This window comes from Psychrobacter sp. Pi2-1, assembly GCF_904846645.1.
Taxonomy (GTDB): domain Bacteria; phylum Pseudomonadota; class Gammaproteobacteria; order Pseudomonadales; family Moraxellaceae; genus Psychrobacter.
Window position 1 is genome coordinate 445,011 of sequence record NZ_CAJHBO010000001.1, and the last position, 17,544, is coordinate 462,554.

Sequence of the window (17,544 nt, forward strand, 5' to 3'; positions counted from 1 at the left end):
ACCAATAATAATGATTTTCGTATTATAATAGAGATTAAATGTTACAGATTAAACGTTAATCATGACATTATGTATCAGTAGCTAATGCCATCCCTCATTAGAAAACTGCTGATAATTTTTTATTACGTTAAGGAATGAAATGATGAAACTACAATCCCTAGTTTTAGCAACTGCTGCTGCACTTACAATGACAACTGCTTTTGCAGTCCCTGCTGGTACTTGGTCTGTTGCTGCTGGCGCACACATGGTTGATCCAAAAAGTGATAATGGTCAATTAGCCAACGGCACTTTAGCTGTAGAAGTTGACGACGACATTCGTCCAACTATCAGTGGCGAGTACTTTATCGCTAACAATGTTGGTATCGAACTGCTAGCTGCTATTCCATTTCATCATGACATTACCCTAACAGATAATGCTGGTAACGAAATTGATGCAGAAACTCAGCACCTACCACCTACTCTATCTGTACAGTATCATTTCGATGGCTATGATCTGCCTATGAATGTGAAGCCTTTTGTTGGTGTTGGTGTGAACTACACGACTTTCTTCAAAGAAAGAATCTACCTTGGTAACGGTAATGATTTAGAACTTGATGATAGCGTTGGTGTAGCTGGCCATGTTGGTCTTGATATTCCTTTTGCTCCAACTGAATCTTTCCGTATTGATGCCCGTTATATGGACATCAAAACAGATGCAAGCCTAAACGGTACTGATATCGGTGAAGTTGATATTAGCCCTTGGGTATATGGCGTAGCATTCGTTAAACAGTTCTAAATTAGTAAAGATACCATGCGTAATAAGAGCCAGCTTGATAGCTGGCTTTTTTGTGCCTATTAACTATGGTTACTACCATCTGTCTACACTAGCTACTAGGCAATTATTTATAAAAATAGCTAATAACCTGTAAGAACAAATAATCTTCATAAAAAAAGACCACCCGTGGGCAGTCTTTTTTTATTGCTAGCTAGCTTTAGATCAAGATACGACGTGGGTCTGCTAGTAACGTTGCGATATAACGAGTAAATACAGCAGCATCTGCGCCATTGATCACACGGTGGTCATAAGACAAAGACAGTGGCAGCATCAAACGTGGCTCAAAGCTTTGTTTTTTAGCATCCCAACGTGGCTGCATACTTGCTTCAGAGACACCTAAAATACCAACTTGTGGCCAGTTAACTAATGGCGTAAATGCCGTACCACCCAAGTTACCTTGGCTCGATATGGTAAAGCTCGCCCCTTGCAAATCTTTGGTACTGAGCTTCTTATCACGAGCTTTTACAGCAAGCTCGCCAATTTCAATCGCAATTTGCTTCAGACCTTTATCTTGTACGTTTTTGATAACCGGTACAATAAGACCATCATCAGTTGCCACTGCGATACCCATATTGACACTTTTGCGCAATATAACTTGAGTATTGTCATCGCTCAAATGACTGTTGAATCGTGGATGCTGGGTCAACGCGTAAGCAGTTGCTTTAACCACGAATGCTAAGATAGTGAAGCCAATACCTTCAGCTTTCATGCCACCTTTTAGCTCACCACGTAATTTTTCAGTCTCAGTGATATCAGACAGATCGAACTGCGTTACTTGCGGTAGCAAAGTATTGTAGTTGAGCTGTGGTATCGAGACTTTCTGCAAGCGGCTGAGGTCTTGTGTTTCTGTCTCACCCCAGATCTCAGCGTTACTCATGTCAGGCAGTTTCGGTAGACCTGAGCTAACAGGATTACTGCTCACAGGTGCCGCTTTCTGCTTGGTTAGACTGTTTTTAACATGTGCAAACAAGTCTTCTTTTAGAATGCGATCGTTTAGAGCTGAACCATTCACTTGTGTGATATCCACACCTAACTGACGCGCTAGTTTACGGACGGCAGGACCTGCATACACATCAACCAATTTTTCATTGACCTGTGCTTCAGTTAATTTACCCTCCGTTTTGCTAGCAGCTGTATCAGTATTGGTCGGTTTAGCAGCTTGTTTTGGCTCACCAGTGGTTTTAGCAGCTGATTTATCTTCTGTTTTGGCTGGTGCTGGCTCTTGTGGCTTAGGAGCTTCAGATTCACTATCACTAGCATCATCTGTACTACTTGCCATGATGACGATAAAGTCCTGACCATTAGCAACCATATCACCTGCTTCGACCAAGATTTTCTCAATCTTACCGGCAACTGGCGCTGGTACTTCAACCGATGCTTTATCTGATTCGATTAGCAAAATCGACTGTTCAGCGCTAACAGTATCACCAACGCTCACCATGATTTCAGAAACTTGTGCCTCGTCAACACCTAAATCAGGTAATGCATGAGTGGTTGCTTTACCAGCATTAGCGGCTGGCTTCGCAGCAGACTCTGATTGCTTTGATTCAGTTGCAGCAGGCTCAGGCTTTGATTCTGGTTCGACATCATTTGTGCTGTTCGCTTCTTGCTCTTCAGCAGCAGTATTATCATCATTGCTTTCTGCGCTATCGTCTGCACTTTCAAGCTCAATCAGCACCATACCTTCGCTGACTTGATCACCGATAGCAACACTAATCTTAGTCACTTTACCAGCAGCAGAGCTTGGTACTTCAACCGATGCTTTGTCAGATTCTAATAATACGATGTTGTCATCTTTTGCGATGACATCGCCAACTTCTACCATAATCTCGCTGACTTCGGCGCTATCAACACCTAAATCGGGGGCTTTAATGTCCATGATTTATTTCCTCGTCTTATGGTTATTATTATTTGACATCTTTATCATCAAGTACATTTGCATCTGCTTGATCTTCAGCACGACCTTCATTACTGATTTCATCATCGTCTTCAGCGATGAATTCAGGTACAGGATTTGGATTTACATTACCTGGTGCTGGTGCATCTGGAGACTGATCATAATAAGACTGCTGTTGCCATGCAGGTGGATGGTCTACATCGATACCTAAGCTTGAAATCGCGTCTTTAACCAAACGCATCTCAACTTCGCCTTCGTCCGCTAGGCGCTTAAGCGTTGCCACAACAATATGCGCAGCATCAACGTTAAAGAAACTACGTAGGTTTTCGCGCGTATCGGAACGGCCATAACCATCGGTACCTAGAGTTGTGTAAGGACGGTTGTCTGGTAACCAAGCACGAATCTGCTCTGAGTAGTTACGCATATAATCTGTCGCTGCAACCACGATACCTTCGTGCGGTGCTAACTGCTCAGTAACCCAAGGCACTTTCTCTTCGTCCATTGGATGTAGACGGTTGTAGTCATCACAAACCATACCATCACGAGTCAACTCATTAAAGCTGGTTACGCTCCAGACGTTAGACGTAATGTTGAACTCGTCTTTTAGTATCTGTGATGCCTTCTGTACTTCACGTAAGATAACACCAGAACCTAATAGCTGTACTTGTGTTGAACCATTGTCCTCTAACAAGTACATACCACGTTTGATACCTTCTTCGGCACCTTCTGGCATAGCAGGTTGCTCGTAGTTTTCATTCATCAACGTCAAGTAATAGTAAACGCGCTCGCCTTCACCATACATACGGCGTAGACCGTCATGCATGACAACGGCTAGCTCATAACCAAAGCAAGGATCATAGCTGACACAGTTTGGCACGACATTAAACAGAATCTGCGAATGACCATCTTGATGCTGCAAGCCTTCGCCATTAAGCGTTGTACGACCAGCAGTTGCACCCAACAAGAAACCCTGTGCTTGACAATCGCCTGCCGCCCAAGCCAAATCACCAATACGCTGGAAACCAAACATCGAGTAGTAGATATACATCGGAATCATCGGTAGCGCGTTCACAGAGTAACTGGTTGCTAATGCAATCCAAGTGCTCATCGCCCCTGCTTCGTTGATGCCTTCTTCTAACATGTGACCGTCGATGGCTTCTTTGTAGCCCATCAATGCTTCACTGTCTTCTGGCGTGTATTTTTGACCCACAGCTGAGTAAATACCCAACTGACGGAACATACCTTCAAGACCGAAAGTACGTGCTTCATCCGGTACGATTGGCACAACACGGTCTTGGATATCTTTGTTTTTTAGCATGGCTGACAACAAGCGTACGAATACCATCGTCGTCGATTGCTCTTTACCATTGCTGCCTTTTAATACTCGATCAAACATAGACAGTTCAGGAATATTCAATGGAATATGTCCACTGCGGCGGTTAGGCAGATGACCACCTAACGACTCACGGCGACCTTTGAGATACTTCATCTCCGCCGAACCTTCTTCAGGGCGGTAGAATGGTAGGGTCTCTAGCTGCTCATCGGTAAATGGCAAATCAAAACGGTCACGGAAATAGACCAATGCTTCTTGATCCAGCTTTTTCACTTGATGCGATTTGTTGACCGCTTGCGTTTGGGCAGATAAGCCATAACCTTTAACGGTTTTGACCAAAATAACGGTTGGCTGACCTTTCGTTTTCATGGCTTCGCTAAAGGCAGCGTAAACTTTAACTGGATCATGACCACCACGGTTCAAGCGTGAAATCTCTTCATCCGTTAGCGCATCAGCCATCTCTTCTAGTTCTGGGTACTTACCAAAGAACTCTTTACGAGTAAACTCAGGCGTACGCGCTTCGTACAACTGATACTCGCCATCGACCACTTCTTCCATACGATGTTTTAGCACGCCTGTCTTATCATTGGCCAGTAGACTGTCCCAGTTACCGCCCCAAATGACTTTAATCACACGCCAGCCTGCGCCGCGGAATACTGACTCAAGCTCTTGAATGATTTTACCGTTACCACGAACTGGACCATCAAGACGCTGCAAGTTACAGTTGACTACCCATATTAGATTGTCCAACTTCTCACGACCAGCGAGAGAAATTGCCCCTAAGCTTTCTGGCTCATCCGTTTCACCATCACCTAAGAATGTCCAAATCTTACGGCCTTCTTTTTCTAGTAAGCCACGGTTTTCCATATAACGATGTACATGGGCGTGATAGATAGACATGATTGGGCCAAGTCCCATTGATACGGTTGGGAACTGCCAGTAATCCGGCATGAGATAGGGATGTGGATAGCTTGATAGACCTTTGCCACCTACTTCACGGCGGAAATTGTCAAGCTGATCTTCGGTCAAGCGACCTTCTAGATAAGAGCGCGCATAGATACCTGGCGCTGAGTGACCTTGATAATAGATCATGTCACCACCGAAGTGATCGCTAGCGGCGCGGAAGAAATGGTTAAAACCCGTTTCATAAAGTGTCGCACTAGAGGCGAATGTCGCTAAGTGACCACCTAGATCATCGTCGTTTTTATTGGCACGCATGACCATAGCAAGTGCATTATAACGAATCAAAGCGCGTATCTTACGCTCCATGCCTAGATCGCCTGGATACATTGGCTCATCTTCAACAGCGATACTATTGACGTACGCAGTGTCTAGTCTGTTGAACGGAAGACCTTCTTGAACTGCCATATTGTATAAGGCTTTTAGGAGGAACTGAGCACGGTCCTTGTCTGCGTGTTTAACCACAGACTCAAAGGCTGCCAGCCATTCCTGAGTTTCGGTGCTATCAGCATCCTTATAATAATTCATTCTTGTTAATCCTTTTATATCAGTCATACCTACCTAATGGCAGGTCTTCATTGAAAAATGCATGATGAGAGATTGGTTTACTTATGACATCCTTGCTACGTCCAAGCATTCCATTGTTTTATGCGATGACATACTGCTTGATTATAAAAATAGTATTATTCATATCGACAAATGCATCAAATCAACACATCTGCCAAACCGTCATAATGCTATGAATATTCTATTCGAATGTTAATTACTATGACATTCCATTATAAGCGTTTACGCGTTGGTTGTTTATGGCTGTAGAGAAATGATGAAATAACAAGTATTTTTTAAATAAATAATGATTAGTTTTTTTAAAAATGACAATAGCGATAGCTTATCTCTTTATACGATAAGCGAGAAATAGCTATGTGCAGACGAATAATTAACTTGTGCTCTTCGTCATACTAAATCGACCATTGGTAACTTTATGTTGGATTTAAGATAAATTGCTTATTAGTATCTCATACTGATATATTTGTATAAATATGGTTAGCTACCGTATTGTCCGGTCAACTTTGACTCTTAGGAATAATGACATGTATAAAGCTAAAAAACCCTTAAATATAATGAATAACTTTTCATTCGGTAAGTATCAATTTCAAATACTGAGTTTGATAGGCTTTATGATATTGTCATTGGTGAGCATCTCATCTCATGCACTTACTCCAAATAATGGCTCTGCTACCACATGCCCTGCTGGCTCAACTAAAGGTATTTTAAGTAATCCAAGTTACGAAACTCTCATTACTAGTGCAAGGAATGGTAGCTATGAATCAGTAAATAGTGGTACATCACCCGCTATTCCGTTAAAAATAAGAATGAGTATTACTGATTTTAATGTTAGCGACAGTGGTAGTACTACAGCATCAGGTACAACTACTTACAACGCTATTGATATCAGAAGAAAGTTTGTAGATCAAACTTCGAGCACTGAAGTAACGCTAGACTTTCAGAATAGTTTAAACAATGAGGACCTTTTTCTATCCAAAGTTGCAATGAGTGCGTTCGATATCGACAAATCTTTCGATACAGCTAACTATTGGGATGATAAAGTAGAAATTACTGGGGTTACACAAAGCGGTGCAACTATAAATGGATCTTTTCAAAATATAAATGGATCTAATGTGATCAGCTCTAACGGTTTACGCCTACCTGCCAATCCTATTAGCGCAAACTGTACAACTACGTTAGAAAATACTTGTCAGGGCTCTGTTGTCTTTAGTGACCCTGTGAAGTCAGTTACTGTACGCTATACCAATACAGGGGAAAACACTACTCGCACACCTACAAGTCAGGTACTCCAGTTTCGTTTAGACAGCTATTGCTATCTACCTGTAGCTTCTTACAGCATCACCAAAGACGATAATAAGTCTTCAATCTCAGTAAATGGTTCTACTGACTATACTGTCAAAATAACTAATACTGGCCAAAGCTCAATTAGTGGTATCACTTTAAAGGATCCAGCAGTTACAGGGCTTTTGAAACAGTCAGGCATAAGCTGTGATAGTTCAGATGCCACAACTACTTGTAACGCTAATTTGTTACCTTCTATCGCTCAATTAGAGGGATCGGGCTTTCCAGTCCCTACATTAGCTGTCGGTAAGAGTTATAGTATCATTATACCAACAGTTGTTACGGCTGCCTCCAATTCAAATGTGACAAATACAGCAACTATTAGTCATGCAACAATAGCTACGAAAAGCGCATCTGACACCAACTCAGTAACGCTTTCTAGTAGTTCGAATACTACTGCAGCGGCCACTTGTCCTGCCAATCATAAAATGTACTACATTGGTGGTCCAACAACACCGACCTACTCTCCAATGGCAACGCCTAAAACTTTGACTTGGGCCAGTGGTAAATTTGAAGACAAATTTACATTTGTTGAAAGCTCGGGAAATAAAGTCTTCAATTTTAGGTTTACCGGTGTAGATTTGAGTGTTAATGAAGGTAGGTCATCGCCATTTTTTGGTGGGGTTGACAATGCAACTGCTAATGCCATTAATTTTGTTCATAGCTCCCCTAGTGCAAAGAGTAATAATAGTGTTAATTTAAGTGTTAATCGTCCCGTCAGTAGAATTGGTTACAAAATTCAAGATTTAGACTCCTTTGGAACAGGTCCGACATTGTCTTATATTGAACAAGCTATTGCTCTTAACAGCGGAAAACTGACTTTCTTTCCTACATTTCATACTATATTACAAAATAGCAGTAGCACTACAGTAACGGCTAAAGAAGGTATAAACTGCGGTCTAAACGGCTGTACAATCGATGCTACTTGGGATTACGCACCTGCAAACACTGAAGTTAGTTTGATACATCGTAACTCAAAAACTTTTACAAACACTGATCATGCCGTAGGTTATTCTGACTTTTACTTTTGCTTAGCACCGCCGAAAGTAGTAGTCAAGAAGGTGCTGACTGGTAATCGCGTTAATGATACTGATCAGTTTAATATCAAGGTTTCTGGTGGTTCTTTGACTCCAGACGCTGCAGGCTCTCCAGCATCTTTTACAACTGGCGGCAGTGGCCGTACAATTAGTAATGCTACTAGTAGTGTTTTAACACTAGCACCTACTACTAGTTACACTATTGCTGAGCGCGTATTAACTGGAACAAATGAAGGCAGTATCAACAACTACAAGGCAAGCTACGAGTGTACCAATGCAACAACTGATAGTAAAACTATTATGCCTAAGGGTGATGGCTACTCCTTTTCTTTATCTAATTTAGATTACGGTGACGAAATCACTTGTACCATTACTAATACCCCATCCGTTTATACTTTTACTGGCTTTGTATTCAATGACAATGGTGGCATAGCTAGAAGCACTAACCCTGATACAAAATCTGATATTTCTACTACTTTTACTGGCAACTCAAAATACTTCAATGGTATTTTTGATAATGGTGAGACGGGAATTGGAAATACCACTGGTCTAACTATAAGTCTAACCAATTGTAACGGTGTCAACATAGGCAGTACTACCTCTCAAACTACCTCTGACAATCCATTAGGGCAATATAAATTTACTGTGCCAGTAAACGTTATAGCAGCACTATCGCCTCAAAAAGTTTGTATTGTGCAAGCAGAGCCAGATCCTTGGGTTTTCAGTGTTGATACTACGCCAAATATTCGTAATATTGACTTACAAGCTGGTAAATTAGATTATAAGACAGAAGGCTCGCTAAACTTAGACTTTGGAGAAGTTGAGGGAGATTACGCAGCATTAGTACTTAGAAAAGCACAATACGTTAATGACTGCCGTTCAACGCTCAATTATACCGCTACTAATATAAATACTGCAGGAAATGCAGATCCTATAGCTGGCTTTAGCGAGAGTGGAATCAGTGGCAATGATTTAACTCCTGGTCAATGTATTGCCTATAGGATCACGGCGACTAATCGTGCAAATCTTACGATTAATAATTTCGTGATGCGCGATGTATTGCAGAAGAAAGGAGAGAATAATGCTTTAGTTACCTCAGTATTAATAGGTGTATCTAATGCTTCCGACTATGCTAATGATAATGTCCCTATCGGTGAGAACGGAACCGTTAAAACTACAGAATTTGTATTAAATCCAAAAACTAGTCGTAGCTTCTATTTCAATACCAAATATGGCACGACTATGGACACTCAATAGCTATTATTTCTTGTAACTCTAAACTATTACTGACCTTCTTTCTAACTATAAAAGGCCCTGTCTATCCAGACAGGGCCTTTTACCGTTTAGCTACCTCGAATTACCATTTGTCGTCTTTATAATGAAACTTTGTATCGGTTACGTGACAATAGCTTAAAGGGAAGATGTACGCTTTTTACAGATGATCCTGATATCAAATTATAGACAATTTCACTGTAGCCCAAAGCATCAACATCCCAATGATAGCAACGATATAAGAAAGGATTTTATATGAAACGTTTCAAGATTCTACGCAATGTTTTATTGGCCACTATAGCTTCTACCTCTTTACTAAATATAGCGCATGCTGAAGACGCCCTAAAAATGGAACTAACAGCTAATCAAGTTATAAAGAATGCGGAAGGTAAAACGGTCTATACACCAGTACGTACTGCACCAGCAGGTACTGTGATTCAGTATAAAGCGAATTATACCAATACTGTCAATAAAGATATTAACGACTTGATGGTAACCCTACCTATCCCTGCCAACATGACGTTTACTGGTGATGCGATGCCTGCAAGCGCACAAGCTAGCACTGATGGTAAGAACTATACTGATATGCCGCTGATGCGTAAAGTCGATGGCAAGATGGTCAAGATTCCATATTCTGAATACCGCACTCTGCGTTGGAATATTAAGTTACTACCAGCTAAGAAGTCAGCTGCCGTTGCTCTCAATACCACCGTTAATTAGTTCAACAGACATTAAACTTTCACTCTTTTAACGTTTCAATCTCTAATCTTAATTCTGGAGCATTACATGAAATCAAATACTTTTAACTATAGTTTGCTTGCCGTCGGTGTTGCTGCGCTGATGGGTGTATCGACTGGCGCTATGGCGGACACGCCTACAGGTGGCACTAATGGCGCTACTATCGATATCAATAACACAGCTAGTGCTCAATATACTGTCGCTGGTACCACTCAGGAAGCGGTTTCTAATGAAGTCACAGTACAAGTAAGTGAACAGAGTGCATTTGAACTATTGGCTCAAAATGGAACAGATACCAACAGTGACACGGTTAACCCCGAAGCCGGCCAGACTGCTACCTTTGTTCATACCCTACAGAATAATGGTAACGTCAACGACACCTATACCATAGATGTTGCCAATCAAAATGGCGATGATTTTGATTATAGTGGTTATACAATAACTTATACTACTAATGTAGATGCTACTGAACAGACGCTGACCAATGGCGGTACTCTTGATCTAGCACCTGACGAAATTGCAACGATTACTATCGTTGCCACCTCTGATAATACTGCGCGTCAGATCAACCACGAAGGCGTCATCACCGTAACTGCCTCTAGTGCCTATTTAGAGGCGAACAACCCTGGCAATACTGCTGCTTATACTGCCGAAAACGTTGATACGGGTATCACTAGCACCCCGATATACGCGATTACAAAGTCTGCTGCAACTAACTTTGCTTCTAATGATAAGTTCTTTGATACTGCCAATCCTAATGCGTATATCGACTATACAATTACTATTGAAAACCAAGGTAATGCTGCTGCTACCGCATTCAATATCGAAGATACTCTACCGGCTGGTTTGGTAGCATTGACTACTTTTACTCCTCAAATCAATGGTACGGATGTAGCAGCAAGCGACTTTGCATTCTCAAATCAGAATAAGACGCTGACGATCACAGGCCAGGACTTGGCTCAAAATGAGTCACTTACCTTGACCTTCCGTGCCGTTAAAGAAGATGGTGTTACGATCGATTCTGGCACTGATCTTACCAACTACGCTCAAGTAAAAGACGATACAGCAAATGATAATAACGCCGATACGCCTGACTTAATCGATACATCTGAGACGGTTTCAGGTGGTGGAACTGGTGAAAATAACTACGAAGATCCTAACCTACCAGCAGGTAAAGATGATAACACTGACGCAACTGTCACTACGCGTAACCAGACTCGTAACCTGACTATCAGTGATGATCTAGAAAAAGAAGTGCCTCTAGTCAGCACGGGTAATGTCTATAACTATACCATTACTAGTACCAGTACTGACGTTACCGAAGCAGATGCTCCTGATGAAGTTTTCATCACGGTTGAGCCAACCACTAACAACGCCAACATTGACATCACTCGTGTATTTGCAGATGCCAATAACAATGGTGTATTTGACGGCGGTGATACCGAGTTAACTCTGACTCCCAACGGTTATGATCTTAATCAAGCGGTGCCAGCGGGTCTCGATACTAATGATACTGTCAATATCGGTGTAGAAGTAGCCAGTACTGGCACCTCTGGAGCTGGCGTTGCTGGTGATATCGGTACTTCTGAGGTGATGACTATCACTGTCAATGCGACCAATACTATCGATGGTACTTTACCACCTGCTGACGTTAGCACCACATCTACAACTACGATGGAAGGCGTCATCTTGACCAAAGAGCAAGCAGTTGCCTCTTGTACTTCACCAGGCACTCTATCTTATGGCCCAGCTGATATTAATAATGTCGAGCCTGGTCTGTGTATCTACTATCAAATCACTGCCACGAGCACGTTCTCAGAAGCCGTTAATGCAATTAGCAGTGTAGTGGTATCTGATTTAACGAGTAACTGGGCTGGACAAGCAACCTATACCGGTGATACTAACGCGAACAGCTCGGCAGGAACTACTGCAGGCCTAGTGGGCACTGGTGCTACAGAAGCTGTCAGCACTACTTTTCCTTTAGCTCCCGGCGCTTCACAGAACCTAACCTTCTCTGTGCAAATCAATCAATAATTTTATTTCCTTAATATCACTTTGTGTCTATAAGTGTTAACTGACGCTTATAGACATCCTCTAATTTAACGCTATTTATCTTGGTTAAGTTAGAGGCATCCCATTTAGTCCATCATTTATGTTTTATTGGATAAGCAATTTATGACTAAGCCTACTATGACAGCGTTCAAACGTACTGCAGGATGTACAGCGAAGATCTCTACGCTAACATTGGCCATGTTGCTTATGCAATCGAATATGGCTGCAGCAGCACCTGCTGTGCAAATTATTAACAACACTGCAAAAGTGAGCTTTAATTTAGGCAGTCAAACGGGCAACACTTTAACTGCTACTTCAAACACCGTACAAGTAAAGTCTTCTACGCCTGTCATCTATGGTCTGACACTCTCAGAACCTTTACCAAAGACTGTCTTTCCAGGCACGATAGTTAATTGGGTCAATGTACTTGAAAACACCAGTACCGATGAAGCAAATTTTGAGCTGACGATGGCTCCTGAAGAAACTCTATCCAACCTAAAAGTCTATCAAGACTTAAATAGCAATGGCATCATCGATGAAGGCGATCGCGAAATCCTTCTCAAGAACCTAACAGCGCAAATCAAATTAAATCAAGAAGAAAGCATTCAGCTTATTATTCAAGCATTAACAAGTGCAGAAGCTCAAGATAGTGATACCTCCAATATCCAGCTTGGCGCTACTATTGTAGAAGATCCATCAGTAAAAGCCGCTACCGCTACTGATAGCGTGATAATCGTTGAACCGCGTATCGACTTTATGAATAGCGCCTTTGATGACTTCAAGAAAAAGTCTCAAGTTGATCAAAACATCTATATTCAAGCTGGTTATGCTCAATGTAATGTGCAGGATGACAAACAAGATCAGATTTGGGTCACCATTAACTCACCTAAGACTGGTGATACCTACTCTTTAAAAGCATTGGAAACAGGTAGTAATACAGGGAAATACCGCTTAGAGGTACCCACAGCCAATAATGCAAATGCTATAAATGATAATATTATTCAAACCCTGGACGGTGATATATTAGGTGTCAAGTTGGAGGCCTGTATCGCCCCGACGGTAGGTCTTGGAATAGATGATTTGCCGAGCACTACAGATTTGAACACGGTTACTGATAATATTACCAATACTATTAATATTGTTGACGAGACGCCAAAACTAAAAGTCACCAAAGAAAGTCAAGTAAAAACAGCTGAACTTGGTGATTATGTTAACTACACTATCAGTGTAAAAAATGATGGTAAGTCTACTGCCTATGATGTCTCATTAAAGGATGCGCTTCCACGTGGTTTTGATATTGTGCCAAATAGTGTTCGTATCACGGAAGGCCAAGTGTCTAATGACGTTAATATCAACCAAGCACAAACGAACCAATTTAAAGCTAATGGCAAATATCAAGTTTTAGGTTTGGGTGATTTGAACGCAGGCGACACCAAGAACATAACCTATCGAGTGCTTATCGGCTCATCAGCACTAGGCGGCGACGGTATCAACCGTGCCATAGCGGTTGGTCGCGATGAGAATGATGAGCCTATAGCATCGCTTGAAGCGCAATGGCCTATCGAGGTCAGCCGCGGTGTCATGAATACGGACGGCATCATCATCGGTAAGGTCTATCACGATATCAACCGTGATGGTATTCAGCAAAAAGAAGACGGCGAGCTTGGCGTAGCTGGCGTGCGTATTTATATGGAAAACGGCAACTTCATCGTTACCGATCCTGAAGGTAAATATAACTTTTATGGCGTTAGTGCCAAGACCCACGTACTAAAAGTCGATCGTACAACCATACCTAATGAGACAGAATTGGTTATTCAAAGTAACCGTAATGCTGGTGATGCTGGCAGCCGTTTCGTTGACCTAAAATATGGCGAACTGCATCGCGCTGATTTTGCTATCGTCGGTGGCATGGGTGATAGCACTCAGCGCCTCAATGAAGAGCTTATCACTCGTAGCAAAAGTATCAGTGCAAAAAATGACAGCTTAGAGCAAGCCATTAAAAGTGAGCTCGAACTTGAGCCTGATTACCTTCGTGATGACGATTACTATAGAGATAATGTTGATGCCAGTGGTTGTAAGTCTAATGATGTGCTAGAGCAAAGTATCAAATGTGATTCCGCTATCGTCAATGATTTGGCTACGCCTAGTGCTGAACGCATCGACATGACTGTCAATACAGTCGCGCAGCCTAAAGAAAAAGTACTCGAAGAATACTTAAAAGAAGTCGTTAACAATGATGTCAGCTTCATCAACCTTACAAACGGTCAACAACTATCTTCTTATAAGCAAATGGTTCAGGTGCAAGCGCCACTAGGCAGCAGCTTTACTCTTTATGCCAATGGCAAAGCCGTATCAGAGCAGCAAATCGGTAAAACCGCCGAGCAAGAAAAGCAAAAAGTAACTGCTTTTGACTATTACGCGGTTGATTTGAAGCGCGGCAGCAACACCTTGCGCGGCGTAGCAACTGACGTCAATGGCAAAGTCATCTCTGAGCAGACGATCAACGTCTTGACGCCAGATAGTCTGCAAGCGATTGACTATCGTACTCAAGATAGCTTAGTCCCAGCCGATGGCATGAGTGAATATCAAATCGTCGTCAGCCTAAAGGATCGTGATGGTCGTCCTTATGTCGCTTCTACGCCGATTACTATCGATACCAATATCGGCCGTATCAACCTAAAAGACGGTAGTAAAGACGCCGCAGGCACCCAGATTACCGTCAATGGTGGTGAGCTACTGATACCCGTCACCGCGCCAAGCGTACCGGGTAAAGGCGAGCTGGTCATCGATACCGGTAGCAGAAAACAAGTGATTCCGCTACAGTTTACCGCGCAGCTACGTCCGCTGATCGCGGTCGGTATCGTCGAAGGTGCTATCTCGCTCAAAGACTTTGACGGTAGCAGTATTACGGATGCTCAAGGTGCCTTTGAACAAGAGCTGAATGATTTTGCCGGTAATGATGATTACACAGCTTCTGGTCGTGCCGCGATGTTCCTCAAAGGAAAAGTACGCGGCGACTATCTGCTTACGCTTGCATATGATAGTGATAAAAAAGGCGAGCGTTTGTTCCGTGATATCGATCCAGGCGAATACTATCCTGTCTATGGCGATTCATCAGCTAAAGGCTTCGATGCGCAGTCTACTAGCAAGCTTTACGTGCGCCTCGATAAAGGTCGTTCGTTCGCTATGTATGGTGATTTAAAAACTCAAATTGATGATGACGAAGGTATCAAGCTTGGTCAATACAACCGTACATTAACTGGCCTAAAAGCTCAATTTGAAGATAGCAATACTCGTATTACTGCCTTTTTAGCAGAAACCAGTACTAGCCAACGTGTAAATGAGACTCGTGGTTTGGGCATTTCAGGCCCATATCCATTGGCTGAGAACTTCGATGCGGTATTAGAAAACTCTGAAACGGTTGAAGTTATTACTCGTGATGCCAACAACCCTGGGCTTATTATCAATCGTGAGACGCTTACTCGCTTTGCTGATTATGAGATTGACCCCATCAGCCGTAGCTTATTCTTAACTGCACCGATTGCTAGTCAAGATATCGAAGGCAATCCTATCTATATCCGTGTCACTGTAGAAGTTGATGAGGGTGGTGAAGATTATTTGGTTGGTGGTATTGCCGCGAAACAGCAACTGACGGATAAAGTAGCCATCGGTGGTAGCTATGTGAATAGCGATGACCCACTGAACAAAGAAGAGTTGGCTAGTGTTAATAGTGTTGTTAAATTCAATGATAAGCTAAAGCTGGTCGCAGAATATGCGATGAACAAAGCTGAAAACCCAAATTTTCAGTCAAGTAATCAAATCAACGCGACAGAATTGACTGATAGTGATGTTGAAGGTAACGCACTACGTATTGAACTTGATTTTGATAATAAGAAAAATACGCGAGCTAAAGCTTATTATAATGACGCTGACGAAGGTTTTGTCACTGGTGCATCACCACTTACTGCTGGACGTACTGAGTCTGGTGTAGAGGTTACTCATACTTTAAATGATAAGAAAACTGCTCTTAAGTTAGAAGGCATACGCACAGAAGAGCATACTACTGACGCTAGCCGCGAAGGCGTGCAAGCGAGCATTGAGCATCGTTTAAGCGAAAACATCGTTGGTGAAATTGGGGTTCGTTATTACAAACAAGACGCGACTGCTGCCTCACGTAATACTCAAGCCGCGACAGACGTTGTAGATATTACAGACGACACCCTGTTTAATGATGACATCATCAATCAGTCAGCGTTAAGTAGTGTTAGTGACGCTGAAGAAGATATTGAAGGTACGACTGTTCGTGCTCGTATTACCTCTCGTCTACCTAAGTTGAATAACAGCTTGGTATTTGCAGAGTATGAGCAAGATATCGAAAACAGCTCACGTAATGCAACTTCTATCGGCGGTGAGACAGCACTTGGGGACTTGGGTCGTCTATACGCTCGTCATGATTTGATCAACAGCTTATCTGGTACTTACGGTCTTGATGATACAGATGAGCGTCAACGTACTACTGTTGGTTTTGACGCAACTTACATGAAAGATGGTAAGGTTTATAGTGAATACCGTATGCGCGATGCCATTAGTGCACGTGAGGCAGAAGCAGCCATTGGTCTAAAAAACAAGTGGTATGTTCAAGAAGGTTTAACTTTAAACACTTTATTTGAGCGTGTTGAATCTCTGGAAGGTGAAGAAAGTAACACTGCAACAGCGGCAGGTATCGGTGTTGAATATCTTGCCAAAGAGAATTATAAAGCATCAGGACGTTTTGAAAAACGTTGGGGTGAAACAAGTGATACGCTACTTGGTAGTGCTGGTATCGCCTATCGCTATACTGATGAGGTTACCTTCTTAGCCAAAGACATCTATTCACGTACTGACTATAGTGATGGCGATCGCACTATCAATCGTTTTCAGCTAGGTGCTGCGTATCGTGACTACGATAGCAATCAGTTAGATATGCTTGCAAAATTTGAATATCGTTTGGATGATAATAATACTGGCGATGACGCTTACCAAAAAGACACTATGATTTGGTCATGGAATGGTAATTACCATCCTACGCGTCCTTTAACGTTGTCTGGACGTTATGCTGGTAAGTATACAGAGTACGAAGCAGATAGCTTAACCAGCGATAACACGGCTCATGCTGTTTATGGCCGCGGTCTTTATGACATCAGTGAGCGCTGGGATATTGGCTTACAAGCAGGTACTTATTGGAATGATCAGGCAAATGACTTGGCTTATATGCTTGGTGCAGAAGTGGGTTATAGCCCAATGACCAACCTTTGGTTATCACTTGGTTATAATTTCATGGGCTTTGAAGATGAAGATATTGCTTATGATGACAGTACTCAGCAAGGTGCTTACTTTAGATTGCGCTTTAAGTTCGATGAAGACTTATTCAAACGTGAAGACCCACGTAAGAACCAACGTCTAAGCAGCAATTCTGCATTTTAATTGATTGATATTAATGATACTGTCGTAAGTACAATCTTATGACAGTATCATGCTTGTCTTATGATGAGTT

At 42.2% G+C, this 17,544-nt stretch carries 7 protein-coding genes; 5 read left to right on the top strand and 2 right to left on the bottom strand.

Annotation, left to right across the window (positions count from 1 at the left end; genetic code table 11):
* Window positions 1-142 precede the first annotated feature (142 nt).
* Window positions 143-775, top strand: coding sequence for an OmpW/AlkL family protein (locus tag JMX91_RS01720; protein WP_201547470.1), 633 nt, complete (start codon window positions 143-145; stop codon window positions 773-775).
* Window positions 776-971: 196 nt separating this feature from the next.
* Here the strand turns inward: JMX91_RS01720 and JMX91_RS01725 are convergent, their stop codons facing one another.
* Together JMX91_RS01725 and aceE are read right to left on the bottom strand one after the other, a co-directional pair.
* Window positions 972-2,693, bottom strand: coding sequence for a 2-oxo acid dehydrogenase subunit E2 (locus JMX91_RS01725; protein WP_201547402.1), 1,722 nt, complete (start codon window positions 2,691-2,693; stop codon window positions 972-974).
* Window positions 2,694-2,721: 28 nt separating this feature from the next.
* Window positions 2,722-5,532: a pyruvate dehydrogenase (acetyl-transferring), homodimeric type gene (aceE, locus tag JMX91_RS01730; protein ID WP_201547403.1), complete on the bottom strand. Its 2,811-nt coding sequence runs from the start codon at window positions 5,530-5,532 to the stop codon at window positions 2,722-2,724.
* Between the two features lie 563 nt (window positions 5,533-6,095).
* Here aceE and JMX91_RS01735 point away from each other — a divergent pair.
* The 4 genes from JMX91_RS01735 to JMX91_RS01750 all read left to right on the top strand — a co-directional run bounded on the left by JMX91_RS01735 (window position 6,096) and on the right by JMX91_RS01750 (window position 17,474).
* Window positions 6,096-9,206 (top strand): DUF11 domain-containing protein, encoded by a 3,111-nt coding sequence (locus tag JMX91_RS01735; RefSeq protein WP_201547404.1) that lies wholly within the window; start codon window positions 6,096-6,098, stop codon window positions 9,204-9,206.
* A 270-nt stretch (window positions 9,207-9,476) separates the two neighbouring features.
* The gene (locus tag JMX91_RS01740; RefSeq protein WP_201547405.1) at window positions 9,477-9,941 is read left to right on the top strand and encodes a hypothetical protein; all 465 of its coding nucleotides are present in this window, start codon (window positions 9,477-9,479) and stop codon (window positions 9,939-9,941) included.
* 66 nt (window positions 9,942-10,007) lie between these two features.
* Entirely contained in the window at window positions 10,008-11,993 is a 1,986-nt protein-coding gene (locus tag JMX91_RS01745) for a beta strand repeat-containing protein (RefSeq protein ID WP_201547406.1), read from the top strand.
* A 141-nt stretch (window positions 11,994-12,134) separates the two neighbouring features.
* The gene (locus tag JMX91_RS01750) at window positions 12,135-17,474 is read left to right on the top strand and encodes a DUF11 domain-containing protein (protein ID WP_201547407.1); all 5,340 of its coding nucleotides are present in this window, start codon (window positions 12,135-12,137) and stop codon (window positions 17,472-17,474) included.
* The last annotated feature ends 70 nt before the right edge of the window (window positions 17,475-17,544 follow it).

Coding starts and splice junctions, on each gene's coding strand:
- JMX91_RS01720 (WP_201547470.1), top strand. CDS start 143: ATGAAACTACAATCCCTAGTTTTAGCAACTGCTGCTGCACTTACAATG.
- JMX91_RS01725 (WP_201547402.1), bottom strand. CDS start 2,693: ATGGACATTAAAGCCCCCGATTTAGGTGTTGATAGCGCCGAAGTCAGC.
- aceE (WP_201547403.1), bottom strand. CDS start 5,532: ATGAATTATTATAAGGATGCTGATAGCACCGAAACTCAGGAATGGCTG.
- JMX91_RS01735 (WP_201547404.1), top strand. CDS start 6,096: ATGTATAAAGCTAAAAAACCCTTAAATATAATGAATAACTTTTCATTC.
- JMX91_RS01740 (WP_201547405.1), top strand. CDS start 9,477: ATGAAACGTTTCAAGATTCTACGCAATGTTTTATTGGCCACTATAGCT.
- JMX91_RS01745 (WP_201547406.1), top strand. CDS start 10,008: ATGAAATCAAATACTTTTAACTATAGTTTGCTTGCCGTCGGTGTTGCT.
- JMX91_RS01750 (WP_201547407.1), top strand. CDS start 12,135: ATGACTAAGCCTACTATGACAGCGTTCAAACGTACTGCAGGATGTACA.